We start from the raw sequence: 16,201 nt of genomic DNA, 5'->3' as shown, positions 1-16,201 counted from the left end.
CGGATGAAGCGGAGCGGCGCGGATCAGCGCCCTGCAGCGTCAGAACCGGTAGTCGAATCCGACCTGGAAATAGCGCCCGCGCAGGTCGTACTGGCTGAAGTCGTACGGCGCGCGGATCCCGGGGAACGACGCGTCGTGCGGCGGTTCTTTATCCAGGATGTTGTCGACCTTGGCGTACAGCGTCAGGCCTTCGATGCCCGACCAGCCGGCGTAGAGATCGAGCTGATCAAAGGCATCGACGCGCGACTGCACCGCGGTTGCCGCGACGCTCGCCTTCTGGTCGTAGCCGCCGGTGCGGTACCAGGTCAGCGCGGTCTCGAAATCGCCGGTCGACCAGCCGAAGCGCGAGGTCAGCTTGTTGCGCGGCAGCGACGGGCCGAGATTGCTGCCGGCGTAATCGACCAGCGGACCACCGACGACCTGCGGACGGCTGTAGTCGAGCACGTGGGTGTAGACACTTGCGATCTTGAAGTCGCCGGCGCCCGTGCGGAAGGTCTGGTTGAACTCCGCGTCCAGGCCCGAGGTCTTGAGCGCGGTGAGGTTCTGGTAGCGGTTGTAGACCGCGACCAGCTTGCCGCGCGCGTCGCGGATCACGTCGGCGGGATCGTTGTTCTGCACGATCGTCGTCGAATTGTTGGTGCCGATCAGGTTGTCGAGTTCGATGCGGTACCAGTCGAGCGACAGGCTCGTGTCGGCCCAGGGCGAAACGACGAAGCCGACGTTGTAGGACTTCGTGCGCTCGGGATCGAGTTCGGTATTGCCGACGGTGAAGAACGTCGGGCTCTGGCGCGAGCCGGCGATGTCGGGGTCATACGGATCGACGACGCTGCCGTAGGAAATGTTGGTCGAGGCCGAGTTCTCCGACAGCGACGGCGCACGGAAGCCGCGCGACGCCGAGGCGCGCACCAGCAGGGTGTCGAGCGCCTGCCAGCGGAGGCCGGCCTTGGGCGAGAACGCGCTGCCGAAGTCGCTGTAGTCGTCGCCGCGACCGGCGAGCTGCAGGTCCAGGCCCTTGACGATCGGCACGTTGAACTCGGCGTAGAGCGCAGCGACGTCACGCTCGCCGTCGACCGCTGCGATCGCAGGACGCACCTGCAGGCCCGCATCGATCTGCCAGGGATTGCGCGAGGTCAGCGATTCGGTGCGCGCCTCGATGCCGGCGGCGAACCCGACCGGACCGGCCGGCAGTTCGAACAGATCGCCGTTGAACTTGAAATCGAAGCCGTGCAGTGACGACTGCGCCTCGCGCACCGTCGACAGGCGGATTGCATCGAGCACCGCCGGCGCGGTCGCGCCGGGCTCGTGCAGGTTCAAGGAACCATCGGCCAGGGACTGCGCCAGCGGCCAGCGGTTGGCGAAGCCGCCGGCGACGGTTTCTTCTTCGGTGCTCTTGGCGAAGAAGCCGGTGAATTCCCAGTCGAAGCGTTCGCCGCGGCCGCGCGCGCCGCCGAGGATGCGGAAGGAATCGGAGCGGTTGGTCTTCAGCGACTGGCCGAGATCGAAGAACGTGTATTCGATCTGCGTCGGCACGCCGTAGGGGTTGTAGGGATTGCCGGCCGGCAGCAGGTTCGACACCGGCTCGGCGAGACCGGTCTGCGCGTTGAGCGCGAAGCGGCCGCCTTCGAGGGTGAAGTACGGGCTGGAACCGAAGATCGACGCGCCGCGGATCTGGCTGACCAGCGCTTCGCCGAACAGGTCGACGTCGTCGGTCAGGCGCACGGTGCCGTTGAGATACGCCTGATAACGCTCGGTCGACGGAATCAGCGTGGTGTAGGGCGCGAGGTTGATCGCGCAGGTGTCGCCGGCGAGGCCATCGATCGGCGCGCTCGGCGTCAGCGTCATGCCTTCGGGGCAATTGCCTGCGGCGTCGAGGAACGGCACCGAGCGGCCGCCGACGAGGAAGCGCGCGCCCTTCGCCGACCAGCCGTTCCAGCGCCCGCCGGGCAGATCGCTGTAGATGCCGGATGCGGTGAGGTCGCGCTGGTCCTGGTCGAGGCGTTCGCGGTCGTAGGCTTCGACGCTGACCAGCAGGTTGTAGCCGTCGGTGTCGAGATCGCCGATGCCGCCGACCAGTCGCGCGCGGCGCGTGTCGAGGCCGCCTTCGTCCGACGTGCCGTAACTGCCGCCGACTTCCAGGCCCTGGAAATTCTGCCGGGTGATGATGTTGACCACGCCTGCAACCGCGTCCGACCCGTAGACCGCCGATGCGCCGTCCTTCAGCACCTCGATGCGCTCGACCGCGACCAGCGGCAGCGCGTTGAGATTGACGAAGGTGTCCGACAGGCCGCCGGCTGGAAAGCCGTAGTTCGCCAGGCGCCGGCCGTTGAGCAGCACCAGCGTGTTCTTCTGCGACAGCCCGCGCAGGCCGATGCCCGCCGAGCCCGACGCCCAGCCGCTGTTGCTGGTCTCGTTGGTCGCGTTGCCGGTGTTGGCCGAGATCGAGCGCAGCACGTCGGCGACGGTGACCTTGCCCGAGGTCACCAGTTCCTCGGCGTCGATGACCTGCACCGGATTGCTGCCCTCGGCTTCCGCACGGCGGATGTTCGAGCCGGTCACCGTGACCGTGTTGAGCGTGCGCGCATCGCCGGTCGCCGGCGTTTGCGCCGACGCCGCAGCGGGAACAACGAGGGCCGCCAGAACGGCGGCGGCGAGACGCGAGGATCGAAGCATTTGCTGCACCGCAATAAGTCCGTGGGGCAGGCAGTACGCCACGGGCGCGGCACGTCAAAAAATGGTGATGTGGACTTGCGTCAGTCCGATCCGGACTGTCGACCGTTCGAAGCCTGCGGCGGCGAAGGCCGTCGAACCGCGCTGTGACCGCATCGCTGCGTCCATCCGGCGATCGCCTGCGGACGGTTCGGCATGTCCGGATCGTTCGATCCGGATGGACGGATGCGTGCGGCGGATCTCCCGGCAGCACGCATCGGAGACCCCATCTGCGCCGCAGTTGCGCGGAGGCGGGTTTCAGCCGCGGTGTTCGCGGGCCAGGTATTCGGCGCTGCGCATCTCGATCAGGCGCGAAGCGGTGCGCTCGAACGCGCCGGTCAAGCGTTCGCCCGAATACAGCGCCGGCGGTTCGGCGGCGGCGGTGCAGACGAGATTGACGTGGCGGTCGTAGAGCTCGTCGATCAGGGTGACGAAGCGGCGCGCGGCATCGTCGCGGGTGGCGTCCATGTGCGGGATGCCGCCGAGCAGCACGGTGTGGAATTCGGTCGCGACCTGGATGTAGTCGCTCGCGCCGCGCGGGCCTTCGCACAGCGCGTCGAAATCGAACCACGCCATGCCCGGCGTGCGTGCACGCACACAAATGCGGCGGCCGTCGATCTCGACACCGGCATCGCGGTGTTCGTCGTCGCCGCCGAGTTCGTGCCAGCGCGTGTCGAGCCAGGCGTCGGAGTCCGCATCGAGCGGCGCGCGGTAGACCGGCGAACGCGTCAGTGCGCGCATGCGGTAGTCGGTGTCGCTCTCCAGATACACCACATGGGTGTGGCGCTGGATCAGTTCGATGGCCGGCATGAACCGCGCGCGCTGCAGGCCGTCCTTGTACAGATCTTTGGGATCGACGTTGGAACTGGTCACCAGCACGATGCCGTCGGCGAACATGCGGTCGAGCAGGCGCGCGAGCAGCATCGCATCACCGATGTCGCTGACGAAGAACTCGTCGAGCACCAGTACGCGCAGGCCCGCGTCGCGCCAGCCGCGCACGATCGCCGCGAGCGGATCGCGCTCGCCGCTGTGCGCGCGCAGCGATTCGTGGACCTCGCGCATGAAACGGTGGAAATGGGTGCGGCGCTTCCGGCCGAGTTTCGGATCGGGCGTCGCGTGGCGCGCGGGGTCCTTCATCTGCGGTGCGGGCGTCGCGTCCTCCGCCGGCGTGGGGCGCATCGACTGCAGGGGCAACCCGTCGTGGAACAGATCGATCATGAAGGTCTTGCCGCGACCCACGCCGCCCCACAGATACAGACCGGCGGGCACATCCGGCGCATCGCCACCGCCGAACAGACGGCCGAGCATGCCGCGTCGCGCCGGTGGCTCGATCAGCGCGGCGTGCAGGCGATCGAGTTCGACCAGCGCCGGCTGCTGCGCGGGATCGGATTGCCAGTCGCCGCGGGCGACACCGGCGGCGTAGCGTTCGGAGGGTGTCGGCAGTGCGCTCATGCGCAGCGCGTCCGGCGCACCTGCGCCCGGAGCGGCCACGCGCGCATCAAGCCGCGGCCTGCGGCAGGTGCGGTGTGGCCCAGTGCCGCACCACGCCGCGCAGATCGATCATGCGGCGGTGGAAGAAGTGGCTGGTCTCGGGCATGCGCACGAGTTCGGCCTTCGCGCCGCTGTCGTCGAGCCAGTCGTAGACGGCCTGCGGGTCGACGATCTCGTCGGCCTCGCCCTGGATCACCAGCCACGGGCAGGTCGGCAAGACGATCGATTCGAAATCCCAGCGCCCGGCCGGCGGTGCGACCGAGATCAGCACGTCGGGCTGCAGCGCATCGGCCGCGCGCAGCGACACGTAGGCGCCGAAGCTGAAACCGGCCAGCCACAGCGCATGGCCGGGCCGCTCGCGACGGACCCATTCGACGACCGCGGTGAGATCGTCGATCTCGCCGATGCCGTCGTCATAAGTGCCGTCGGACGTGCCGGTGCCACGGAAGTTGAAACGCACCGTCGCCGCGCCGAGTTCGCGCAGCGTGCGCGCGACCATCGTGACGACCTTGTTGTGCATCGTGCCGCCCTCGGTGGGCAGCGGATGGCAGACCACGGCGACGAACGGCAGCGCCGCGACATCGGCGTCGGGCAGATCGATCGCGGCTTCGAGGTTGCCGGCGGGGCCGGACAGCAGCAGCGGCCCGGATTGCGTGGGGAACGTGGGGGACGTCATGCGCCCATGATACCGGGGCGGTTGCGATGGGGCTGTCTGAGCCCTCCCCGCAAGCGGACGGGCTCGAGCTCAGCGTCCGCGCAGCCGCAATCCCACCACCAGCGGGTCGTGATCCGAACTGCGCCACGGGCCCGCCGCTTCGCGTTCGCGGGTATCGACCGGTTCGTCGGCGTTGCTGTGACATTTTGCCGCGCCGGCCACGCGTGCGGCGAGGGACGGTCCGAGCAGCAGGTGGTCGAGGCGACCGGCCTGGCCGTCGAAGACGAAGCTGTAATGCGTGTCGCCGTCGCCGCCGGCGAACGGGTCGCGCCAGCCGGCGTCGGTGAACACGCGCACCGGGTCTTCCATCGCATACGCGTTGAAATCGCCGACCACGGCGACGCGATCGCCGGTGCGGGTCGGCGCGGTGGCCAGCCAGTCGCGCAGGCGCTGCGCTGACTCGACGCGGGCCGCGTTCCAGCAGGCCTGGCCGTCGCGCTGATCCAGATTCAGGCCGTCGGCTTCGCCGCAGCCCTTGGACTTGAAGTGCACGGCGACGACGCTGAAATCCAGACCGTCCGCGCGACCGTTGCGCAGCGGCACGAAGGCCTGCGCCAGCGGTACGCGGCTGAGTTCAGCGAACGGGCCGCCGTCGAGCGTCGCCGGCCGGCCCTTCGGACGTACGCGCGCGCTGCGGTAGATCAGGCCGACGCGGATCGCGTTCGTGCCCGGACCCTTGCCGGCATCGATGAAGCGCCAGTCGTGCGCGGGGCCTTCGGCATTGAGCGCGTCGACCAGCATCGCGATGCTCGAACGGGCGTCGTAGCCGTCGTTCTCCAGTTCCATCAGCGCGGCGACATCGACGTCGAGCGCTGCGATCGTCGCGACCAGGCCTTCGAGCTGCCGCGTCAGCTCCTCGGGCGTGCGTGCGCCACGCGGGGTCGGGAAGCCGCCGCCCTGGCCGTCGCCGTTGAACAGGTTCTGCAGATTGAACGCGGCGATGCGCACGTCGCCGCCGACCACCGGTGCCTCGGGACGCGAGGCCGGCTGCGGCTGCAACGGCGCGGTGAGCTGCAGACGCCAGGCGCCGTGACGATGGTCGACCACGCCTTCGACGCCGGTCAGCACGCTGCCGCTGCGCAGGGCCTGCGCCGTTTCGGGCAGGTACCAGAGCCGGCCGTCAGTCGTCGCCTCTTCGCGGCCGTCGTCGAGCAGCACGCGGCGACGCGCATTGTCGGACGCGACGCGCGCGGCATCGGCGCCGGGGCGTGCGATCTCGGTCGGCGTGAACAGTCGGCCGTCGAAGCTCGCGGCCAGCGTGCCGCGCCGCGCGCGCTCGTGCTGGCCGGTCAGCGTCAGCGGCGCTTCGATCCGCACCCACGTGCCGGCGAGCGCCGACCAGTCCGCCGGCGGCGCGTCGAGCACACGCGGCGCGATCGCCGGCGCCGGTGTCGGCAGCACATCCACGCGCTGGCCCTGCATGCGCACGACGTCGCCGTCGTCGCGCAGGCCGAGCGCGCGCACGTGTGCGCCCACGGCGGGCAGCGGGAGACCGGCCGGGACCTGCACGAACACCGCGTCGGGCGTCGCCGCATCGCCGTCACCGGCGTCCTGCATGAAGAAGCCGCCCAGGCCCCCGAAGCGCGCGGTCACGCGGCCTTCGATCTGCGCAGGTCCCGCCATCGGCACGCGGTGCAGTTCGCCGATGGCGATGGTGGCGCTGGCGGGCGCAGGCGCGGTGGATTGGCAAGCGGCGAGCAGCGCGACGGCGAGCAGGGCGGCGGTCGGTCGGAACATCGGAACTCCAGCGGCCACGACAGGCCGGATGCGACGACGCCGCCCGGAGGCGGCGTCTGGGACGGGCAACATACCCGGCACGCGTTACTTGAGGTTGTCGACCATCCAGTCGACCGCGGCGTGCATCTGCTCGTCGTTGAGCGCCGGATTGCCGCCGCGCGGCGGCATCACGCCGGCAGCGCCGGTGAAGCCTTCGATCGAGTGGCGGTACAGCGTCTCGGTGCCCTGGGCGATGCGGGCATCCCAGTGCTGGTGATCGAGCGTCGGCGCGCCACCGGCGCCCGAGGTGTGGCAGCCCGCGCACAGGTTCTGGTAGATCACCGAACCATCGGTGGTACCGCCATAGGCGACCTGCGCAGCAGCGGCGGCTGCGGCAGCAGCAGTGGCCGCTGCCTGCGACGCGGCGCCGGTTGCGCCCGCGTAGACCGCGCCGACCGGCGCGATGCGCGCCTCGGTGCGCTTGGCGACGTTCGGCGGCACATCCGTGGGCAGCGAGTTGTGCAGATACCAGGCCCCCACCATCAGGCCCAGCGTCACGATGGTCAGAAAGCCCAACACCATCGAGAAGCGCTTGAGGAATTCGAGATCGTAATTACGCACGAAGCACCCTTGGCGACATGGCCCGCGGCCACAGCTGCGCCCGAGTATACGGGCAGGTTTTCAAGAATGCTGCGTCCGGCCGGCAGGCCCGCGCAACGCCTCACATCCCGGCGTAGTTCGGACCACCACCGCCCTGCGGCGCGACCCAGACGATGTTCTGGGTCGGATCTTTGATGTCGCAGGTCTTGCAGTGCACGCAGTTCTGCGCGTTGATCCGCAGGAACGGGCCATCGGGACCGTCGAGGAATTCGTAGACCGCCGCCGGGCAGTAGCGCGCTTCGGGTCCGGCGTAGGTCGCCAGGTTCACGTCGACCGGCACCGAGGCGTCCTTGAGCGTCAGATGCGCCGGCTGGTCCTCGTCGTGATTGGTGCTCGACAGGTACACCGAGCTCAGGCGGTCGAAGGTCAGCGCGCCATCGGGCTTCGGGTACTCGATCTTCGTGTGCTGCGCGGCGGGCTCCAGGCACGCGTGATCGGGCTTGTCGCGGTGGATCGTCCACGGCGGCACGCGCAGGCCGAGCTTGGGCAGCAGCCACTGCTCGATGCCGGTCATCAGCGTCGCGGTCGTGCGGCCCTTCTTGAACCACTGTTTGAAGTTCTTCGATTGAGACAGCTCGGCGTGCAGCCAGCTGGCCTCGAACGCGACCGGATACGCGGCCAGTTCGTCGCCGCTGCGGTCCTCGCCGAGCGCGGCGAACGCGGCCTCGGCGGCGAGCATGCCGGTCTTGATCGCGGCGTGGCTGCCCTTGATGCGGCTGGCGTTGAGCGTGCCGGCCTCGCAGCCGACGAAGGCGCCGCCCGGGAACACGAGCTTCGGGATCGACAGCAGACCGCCGGCGGTGATCGAACGTGCGCCGTAGCCGATGCGCTTGCCGCCCTCGAGATACTTGCGGATCGCCGGATGCGTCTTGAAGCGCTGGAACTCCTCGAACGGGCTCAGCCACGGGTTGCGGTAGTCGAGGCCGACCACCAGGCCGATCGCGACCTTGCCGTCTTCGGCGTGATACAGGAACGAGCCGCCGTAGGTGTCGTCGGTCAACGGCCAGCCGGCCGTGTGCACCACCAGGCCCGGCTCGTGCTTCGCCGGGTCGATCTGCCACAGCTCCTTGATGCCGAGGCCGTAGCTCTGCGGATCGCGGCCTTCGTCCAGCGCGAACTTCGCGATCAGCTCGCGGCCGAGCTGGCCGCGCGAGCCTTCGGCGAAGATCGTGTACTTCGCGAGCAGCTCCATGCCGAGCTGGAATTCGGCCGTCGGCTGTCCGTCCTTGCCGATGCCGAGGTTGCCGGTCGCGACGCCGCGCACGTGGCCGTCCTCGGCATACAGCACTTCGGCGGCCGCGAAGCCGGGGAAGATCTCCACGCCCAGCGCTTCGGCCTGCGTGGCCAGCCAGCGCACCAGGGCGCCGAGGCTGATGATGTAGTTGCCGTGGTTCTTGAAGCAGTCGGGCAGGAAGAAATCCGGCGTGGATTTCTGGCCGGTCTCGTCGAGAAACAGGAATTCGTCGCGGGTGACCGCCTGCTTCAGCGGCGCGCCTTTCTCTTTCCAGTCCGGAATCAGTTCGGTCAGCGCACGCGGGTCGATGATCGCGCCCGACAGGATGTGCGCACCCGGCTCGGAACCCTTCTCCAGCACGCAGACCGAGACCTCGCGGCCCGCTTCGGCAGCCAGCTGCTTGAGCCGGATCGCAGTCGCCAGTCCGCCGGGGCCTGCGCCCACGACGACGACGTCGTACTCCATCGATTCGCGTGGGCCGTGGGTGTCGAACAGTGCCTGGGGAGTGGTCATCGTTGCCTTGGGCGGTGTGCCTGGGTGGCGGCGCGTGGGGCCAGCTTCGCAGCCGGCACGCGATGGCCGCGTGGGCCGGCGAGTGTAACGCGGTGCCCCGGCGGGGCCGCGTCGTGCAGGGGTCAGCGCGGCCGCGCAGGCAGCGGAAACGGCGTGACCACGGTTTCGCCGGTGGACGCGTCGCGGATCGCCGACGGACCTTTCTTCTCGACTTCCTCCACGCGCAGCACGCTCTGCATCGGCAGGTGCAGCGTGCGCGTGCCGGCGAACTCGTCACGCAGGCGTTCCTCGGTCGGATCGACCACGAGGCCGTCGTGGACATCGAACACGAGATCGGAGACTTCGACGAACCCCCACAGCCGGCCGCTCTCGACCTGCCGCGCATACAGCGCGTAGACCTTGCCGTGGCTGAGGAACGTGACCCTGTAGAGCGTCTTGCCTGTCATGCGCCGATTATAGAGCGCCGCTCAATAGCCCTTGAGCCGCCGCAGCCGCTGGCCGATGGCGTGCCGCGAGATCAGCGCGAAGACCACGCCGAACAGGAAACCTGCCAGATGCGCGGTCCAGGCCACGGCGCCGAACGCGGGGCCGATGTAGGCGAAGATCACCTGCAGCACCGCCCACACGCCGATCAGCAACGACGCCGGCGCGCGCACGAATTCGAGGAACAGGCCCAGCGGCACCACCACGCCCAGCCGCGCGCGCGGAAACAGCGCGAGATACGCGCCGATCAACGCCGACACCGCGCCACTCGCGCCGATGATCAGCCGGTCGGGCGCGCCGATCGCCAGCACCGCCGACAGGTTCGCCAGCGCGCCGCCAACGAGGAAGAGCACCAGCAGCCGCCAGGCGCCCATCAACCGTTCGGCAGGCAGGCCGAAGATCAGCAGGAACACCAGGTTGCCGAGCAGGTGCGCCCAGTCCGCATGCAGGAACAGCGCGGTCATCAGGCGCAGCCACGGCCCGGCGTCGAGCCAGTTCACCAGCGTGCCGTCGGTTCCCACGGGCCCGCCGTACAGTGCGCCCCAGTCGAGCAGCAGCGTGTAGTGCTCGTTGGCCGAACGCGTGCTCGCCCACAGGAACGCCAGCCACAGCAGCGCGCACAGCATCGGCACCGCCCAGCGGAAGGGGGTGCGCGCATGCCGGTTGGGGATCGAGACGAACATCGGGCGACCATTGTCGAGGGCCGTCGCAGGGCCGGTAAAGCGGACGGGAAAACAGGTCCCGCGAATGCCGCATCGCAGCAAGTTTTCCACACGCAATCGTACGGTATAGTGCGCCCGCTACGCGCGTTCGGGAGGGGAATTCCGACAGGTGGTGGCGGACGGAGGGGGACCCGTCCACGCCAAGCGCAGCATCACCACAACACCTGTTCGGGAGAGAACACGACACATGGCTACCACCCCCCGCTACACGCGCAACACCGTCCTCGCCGTCGGCATCGCCGCCGCGCTGGCGCTCGCAGGCCAGGCCAATGCAGCCGGCTTCCAGCTCAAGGAAAACAGCGTCAAGTCGCAGGGCAGCGCCTTCGCCGGCACCGCCGCCAAGACCGGCGACAGCTCGGTCGTGACCAACAACCCGGCGGTGATGACCCAGTTCACCGGCACCACGGTGCAGGCCGACCTGACCGTCATCGACCTCAACTACGAGTTCCAGGGCAGTGGCACCGACGCGCTCGGCCGTCCGCTCACGGGCAGCAACGGCGGCAACGCCGGCGACGTGACCCCGATCCCGGCACTGTCGGTCGTGCACAAGCTCGACAACGGCGTCGCGCTCGGCGCGATGATCAGCGCGCCGTTCGGTCTGAAGACCGAATACGACGCGGGCTGGGTCGGCCGTTACGCCGCGCAGACTTCGGACGTGAAGATCGTCGACCTGACCCTGTCGGGCGCGATCGACATCACCGACCGCTTCTCGGTGGGCCTGGGCGTCATCGCCTCGCGCGCCGACGTCACCCTGTCGAAGGCCGTGGACTTCGGTTCGCTGCTGTTCGCCAACCCGCAGACCCGTCCGCTGCCGTTCGCGCGTCCGCAGGCCGCCGACGGCCTGGCCGAAGTGCAGGGCGACGACAACGGCTTCGGCTACATCCTCGGCGCGAACCTGCGTCCGACCGACAACCTGTCGATCGGCGTCAGCTACCGCTCCGAGATCGACTACGAGCTGGAAGGCACCGCCGACTGGACCGTGCCGGGCAACGTCAGCGCCGTGTTCAGCGCCAACCCGTCCACCCGTCCGCTGTTCCAGGACGGCGCGGTCACCGCCGAGCTGACCACCCCGTCGATCCTCAACGTCGGCGCCGCCTGGCAGGTCACCGATGCCCTGCAGCTGTCGGCCACGTACGCGCGGACCGACTGGTCCTCGCTGCGCGAAGTCCGCATCCAGTTCGACAACCCGGATCCGGATTCGGTCGAGCCCTTCGAGTGGAAGGACACGTACTTCGCCGCCGTCGGCGCCGAGTTCAAGCTCAACGACAGCTGGAAGCTGCGTGGCGGCGTCGCGTACGACGAAACCCCGACCAGCCTCGAGCACCGCACTCCGCGTCTGCCCGATGCGAACCGCATCTTCTACTCGGTCGGTGCGACCTGGGCGATGAGCGACGCGTTCGATGTCAACTTCGCGTACACGCACATCGCACCGCGCGATCCGAAGATCGACACCACCAGCGGCGGCAGCCGCGTGGCCGGCAACTTCGACGGCGACGCCAACCTGTTCGGCGTGTCGGCGCAGTACCGCTTCTGATCCACGCGACACCGTGACAAGAAAAAGCCCCGCTCCGGCGGGGCTTTTTCGTTGTGGGAGCGCGCTCGCGCGCGAAGGGCGTTCCCGCGCCGGCCGGATCGCGCACTGCGAAACCCATCACCGCGAACCGGCGGCGTCGTGGTTACGCGAACCGCCCCAGCACCCACGCCCACGCCGGCAACGTCACCAGCGACAGCAGGATCCCGTAACCGACCAGTGCTGCCGCGAGCCGCGGCGCCAGTCCCTGCGCGATCGCCAGCGCCGCGGCGGTGATCATGCTCGGCATCGCCGACTCCAGCACGTTCGCCTGCAGCATCGTTCCTGACATGCCGAACAGCAGCGACAGCGGCAGCGCGATCGCCGGCATCACCAGCAGTTTCAGCACCAGCCCGGCCGCCAGCGGACGGATCTCGTCGCGGGGCATGCGCAGCTGGATCGACAGCCCGACCGCCAGCATCACCAGCGGCAACAGCGCGCCGGCCAGATTCTCCAGCGCCGAGGCGATCCAGGCCGGCGGCGCGGCCGGCATCAGGGTCAGGCCGAACGCGAGCGCCCACACCGGCGGAAACCGCACGATGCGCCGCGCGATGTCGCGCCAGCCCGGCGGCGTGTCGCCGCTGTAGCGCGCGAGGATCGTCAGGCCGAACGTCGACAGCAGCACGAAGGTGCCGAACTGGTCGTAGACCACCGCGTAGGCGACCGCGTCCTCGCCCAGCAGTGCCGCGACCATCGGATAGCCGATGAAACTGCTGTTGCACAGCGCCACGCACAGCAGCAGTACCGCGGTCTCGTCGCGCCGGAACTTCAGCCCGCGCGCCAGCGGCAGCACCAGCGCGAGCGTCGCGACCGCGAGCAGCCACGGCGTCGCCGCGACGCCGAGAAGCGTCGCATCGAAGCTCAGCTTCGGCACGTGCACCAGCACCGCGGCCGGCAGACAGACGTAGAGCACGACGAGGTTGAGCACCTCGGCGGCATTGGCCGGCATCACCCGCAGCCGGGCGAACAGCATGCCCAGCGCGAGCATCGCCAGGATCAGGGCAAAGGCATCGAAGGCCATCGGGGCCATCAGAAACGTGGGGAGCGGATGATCCTAGCGGACGCGCGCGGCGATCGCGGACATACGGGGAGAACGCTGCGTCGGAAGCGGCCGGCGCGTGCCGGCCGCTTGCCGGGGGCTTACTCGCCGAGCGTCAGCAGCGACGCATTGCCACCCGCCGCCGTGGTGTTGATGGTCACGGTCTTCTCGGTGGTGAAGCGCGGCAGGTAGTGCGAGCCGCCGGCCTTGGGGCCGGTGCCCGACAGGCGCTGGCCGCCGAAGGGCTGCACGCCGACGACGGCGCCGATCTGGTTGCGGTTGACGTAGACGTTGCCGACGCGGGCGCGCGCGCTGATCTTCTCGACGGTCTCGTCGATGCGCGAGTGGATGCCCAGCGTCAGGCCGTAGCCGGTGTTGTTGATCGCATCGATCACGGCGTCGAGCTGGTCGGCCTTCCAGCGGATCACGTGCAGCGCCGGGCCGAAGTTCTCGCGCTGCAGCTGGGTCAGCGACTGCAGTTCCCACGCGCGGGGCGCGAAGAAGGTGCCGTGGGCGACCTCGGGGCCGACCGGCGTGGTCGCGATCAGGCGCGCTTCGCTGGCCATGCGCTCGGCGTGCGCGTCGAGCATGCGCAGCGCGTCGGCGTCGATCACCGGGCCGACGTCGGTCGACAGCAGCGCGGGATCGCCCACGGTGAGTTCCTGCATCGCGCCGGCGAGCATGCCGATCACCTTGTCGGCGATGTCGTCCTGCACGAACAGCACGCGCGCGGCCGAGCAGCGCTGGCCGGCCGAGGTGAACGCCGAACCCAGTGCGTCCTTGACCAGCTGTTCGGGCAGCGCCGAGGAGTCGGCGATCAGCGCGTTCTGGCCGCCGGTCTCGGCGATCAGCGTGCCGATCGCGCCGTCGCGCGCGGCGAGCGCGCGGTTGATCGCCAGTGCGGTCGCATTGGAGCCGGTGAACACGACGCCGGCGACGCGCGGATCGGCTGTGAGCGCCGCGCCGACGCTGGCGCCATCGCCGGGCACGTACTGCAGCACGTGCGCCGGCACGCCGGCTTCATGCAGCAGCTTGACTGCGGCGTGGCCGACCAGCGTGGTCTGCTCGGCGGCCTTGGCGATCACGGTATTGCCCGCTGCGAGGGCGGCGGCGATCTGGCCGGCGAAGATCGCCAGCGGGAAGTTCCACGGGCTGATGCACACGAACACGCCGCGGCCGGAGAGCTGCAGGCTGTTGGACTCGCCGGTCGGGCCGGGCAGCGCCTCGACGACGAACAGGCGGCGCGCCTCGGCGGCGTAATAGCGCAGGAAATCCACCGCTTCGCGGACTTCGGCCACGCCGTCGGGAATCGTCTTGCCGGCTTCGCGCGTGCACATCGCGATGTAGTCGGGCGTGCGCGATTCCAGCAGGTCGGCGGCGTGCTCGAGGATCGCCGCGCGCGAGGCGGCCGGCACGGCGTTCCAGTCCGCGTGCGCGTCGGTCGCATTGCGCAGCGCCTGCTCGACGGTCGCGACGTCGGCGGCCTGCCACTGGCCAACGCGCACGCGACGGTCGGCGGGGCTGGTGACCTCGACGGTCGCGCCGGCGCTGGTCGCGCCCGGCACCAGCGGGCCCGCGGTCCACGGACCGGTCGCGGCCTGGATCTGCGCCGCCAGCGTGGCGAGCTGTGCGTCGTTGGCGAGGTTGACGCCCATGGAATTGCTCCTGTCTTGGAACTGGCTGCGGAAGAGATCGACCGGCAGCGGAATGCGGGGATGGGGAATGGATTCGAAACCGGCGACGACCTCGACCGGGTCGCGGATCAGGTCGTCGATCGCGACGTCCTCGTCGCTGATGCGGTTGACGAAGCTGGAGTTGGCGCCGTTCTCGAGCAGGCGACGCACCAGATACGGCAGCAGGTCCTCGTGCGAACCGACCGGCGCATACACGCGGCAGGGCACGTCGAGACGATCAGCCGGGATCACTTCGGCGTAGAGGTCGTCACCCATGCCGTGCAGCTTCTGGAATTCGTAGGGCTTCGCGCCGGTGCCGTTGCGCAGCGTCATCCCCAGCCGGTGCACCGCCGCGATCGTGTGCGCGTTGTGCGTGGCGAACATCGGATAGATCGCATCGGTCGCCGACAGCAGGCGGCGCGCGTTGGCGAGGTAGCTGACGTCGGTGTTGGGCTTGCGCGTGAACACCGGGTAGCCCGGATGGCCTTCGACCTGGGCGCGCTTGACCTCGCTGTCCCAGTACGCGCCCTTGACCAGGCGCACCGGAATGCGACGGCCGTGCGCGCGGGCAAGGGCTGCGATCCAGTCGATCACGAACGGCGCGCGCTTCTGGTAGGCCTGCACGACGATGCCGAAGCCGTGCCAGCCGGCCAGCGAGGCATCGGTGAGTGCGGTTTCGATGACGTCGAGCGACAGCTCCAGGCGATCGGCTTCCTCGGCGTCGACGGTCAGGCCGATGCGATAGCCCTTCGCGCGCTGGGCGAGATCGCGCAGGCGCGGCGCGAGTTCGGCGAGGACGCGGTCATGCTTGGCGTGTTCGTAGCGCGGATGCAGCGCGGACAGCTTGACCGAGATCGACGGCGCGGTGATTTCGTCCTCGAACGGGCCGGTGCGGCCGATCGCATCGATCGCATCGCGATAGGCCGTCATATACCGGTCGGCATCGTGCTGGGTCAGCGCGGCCTCGCCGAGCATGTCGAACGAATAACGGTACGCAGCGTTGTCGCCCTTTCGCGAGCGCGTCAGCGCTTCGCCGATCGTGCGGCCCATGACGAACTGGTGGCCCATGATCCGCATCGCCTGGCGCACCGCAAGGCGGATCACCGGCTCGCCGACGCGGCCGATCAGGCGCTGGAAGGCGTTGTGCACGTTGCGCTTGGTGTCGTCGGCCAGATCGACCAGGCGGCCGGTCAGCATCAGGCCCCAGGTCGACGCATTGACCAGCACCGAATCGGACTGGCCCATGTGCTTGCGCCAGTTGGCTTCGCCCAGCTTGTCGCGGATCAGCGCATCGGCGGTGTCTTCGTCCGGAATGCGCAGCAGCGCTTCGGCCACGCACATCAGCAGCACGCCTTCCTCGCTGCCGAGGTCGTACTGCTGCATGAAGGCCTCGATCGCGCCGCGGTCCTGCGCGCGCAGGCGCACGCGGCGGACCAGATCGGCGGCGGTGGCCTGGATCGCGGCGCGGTCGGCGTCGGGCTGGCGTGCTTCGGCCAGCAGCGCATGGACGCGCTCGGTTTCATCGCCGGTCCAGGCGGCGGTGATCGCGTCGCGCTGCGGCTGAAGGGAGGCCGCAGGCGCGGCGGGCGACGGACTGGCGTTCAAGGCGTGACGACCGGCAGAGACAGAAGCGGAATTCTAGCCTGCCGGCCGGCTCCATCACTGTGCGAAACACGCCC

At 69.4% G+C, this 16,201-nt stretch carries 11 protein-coding genes; 1 reads left to right on the top strand and 10 read right to left on the bottom strand.

The features are described 5' to 3' along the window. Positions 1-39: 39 nt before the first annotated feature. The 8 genes from AC3A5T_RS01610 to AC3A5T_RS01575 all read right to left on the bottom strand — a co-directional run bounded on the left by AC3A5T_RS01610 (position 40) and on the right by AC3A5T_RS01575 (position 10,201). Positions 40-2,670 carry a TonB-dependent receptor plug domain-containing protein gene (locus tag AC3A5T_RS01610; protein ID WP_487627057.1) on the bottom strand — a complete coding sequence of 877 codons (2,631 nt, stop codon included), beginning with the start codon at positions 2,668-2,670 and terminating at the stop codon, positions 40-42. 294 nt (positions 2,671-2,964) lie between these two features. Next, a complete protein-coding gene (gene zapE / locus AC3A5T_RS01605) occupies positions 2,965-4,158 on the bottom strand; it encodes a cell division protein ZapE (RefSeq protein WP_487627056.1) in 1,194 nt (397 codons plus the stop codon). A gap of 46 nt (positions 4,159-4,204) precedes the next feature. Beyond that, the gene (locus tag AC3A5T_RS01600) at positions 4,205-4,873 is read right to left on the bottom strand and encodes an alpha/beta hydrolase (protein ID WP_487627055.1); all 669 of its coding nucleotides are present in this window, start codon (positions 4,871-4,873) and stop codon (positions 4,205-4,207) included. A gap of 69 nt (positions 4,874-4,942) precedes the next feature. Then, positions 4,943-6,649, bottom strand: coding sequence for an ExeM/NucH family extracellular endonuclease (locus AC3A5T_RS01595; RefSeq protein ID WP_487627054.1), 1,707 nt, complete (start codon positions 6,647-6,649; stop codon positions 4,943-4,945). Between the two features lie 84 nt (positions 6,650-6,733). Further along, positions 6,734-7,249 (bottom strand): c-type cytochrome, encoded by a 516-nt coding sequence (locus tag AC3A5T_RS01590; RefSeq protein WP_332079020.1) that lies wholly within the window; start codon positions 7,247-7,249, stop codon positions 6,734-6,736. A gap of 100 nt (positions 7,250-7,349) precedes the next feature. After that, a complete protein-coding gene (locus AC3A5T_RS01585; RefSeq protein ID WP_487627053.1) occupies positions 7,350-9,035 on the bottom strand; it encodes an electron transfer flavoprotein-ubiquinone oxidoreductase in 1,686 nt (561 codons plus the stop codon). Between the two features lie 122 nt (positions 9,036-9,157). Beyond that, a complete protein-coding gene (locus AC3A5T_RS01580) occupies positions 9,158-9,481 on the bottom strand; it encodes a DUF1820 family protein (protein ID WP_332079022.1) in 324 nt (107 codons plus the stop codon). A 21-nt stretch (positions 9,482-9,502) separates the two neighbouring features. Beyond that, positions 9,503-10,201 (bottom strand): rhomboid family intramembrane serine protease, encoded by a 699-nt coding sequence (locus AC3A5T_RS01575; protein WP_487627052.1) that lies wholly within the window; start codon positions 10,199-10,201, stop codon positions 9,503-9,505. A 226-nt stretch (positions 10,202-10,427) separates the two neighbouring features. Between AC3A5T_RS01575 and AC3A5T_RS01570 the strand changes: the two genes are divergently transcribed. Then, positions 10,428-11,774, top strand: a complete 1,347-nt coding sequence (locus tag AC3A5T_RS01570) for an OmpP1/FadL family transporter (protein ID WP_332079023.1) — start codon at positions 10,428-10,430, stop codon at positions 11,772-11,774. Positions 11,775-11,916: 142 nt separating this feature from the next. On the opposite strand, the gene AC3A5T_RS01565 is transcribed toward AC3A5T_RS01570, so the two are convergent. Together AC3A5T_RS01565 and putA are read right to left on the bottom strand one after the other, a co-directional pair. Next, complete coding sequence (locus AC3A5T_RS01565; protein ID WP_487627428.1) at positions 11,917-12,831, bottom strand: AEC family transporter; 915 nt, start codon at positions 12,829-12,831, stop codon at positions 11,917-11,919. 119 nt (positions 12,832-12,950) lie between these two features. Further along, positions 12,951-16,127 carry a bifunctional proline dehydrogenase/L-glutamate gamma-semialdehyde dehydrogenase PutA gene (gene putA, locus AC3A5T_RS01560; protein WP_487627051.1) on the bottom strand — a complete coding sequence of 1,059 codons (3,177 nt, stop codon included), beginning with the start codon at positions 16,125-16,127 and terminating at the stop codon, positions 12,951-12,953. Positions 16,128-16,201 lie beyond the last annotated feature (74 nt).

It is taken from the genome of Luteimonas sp. Soil_C_16 (genome assembly GCF_057657295.1).
The sequence above is the reverse complement of the archived record's forward strand: the minus strand, read 5'-3'. Positions and strand labels throughout refer to the sequence as shown.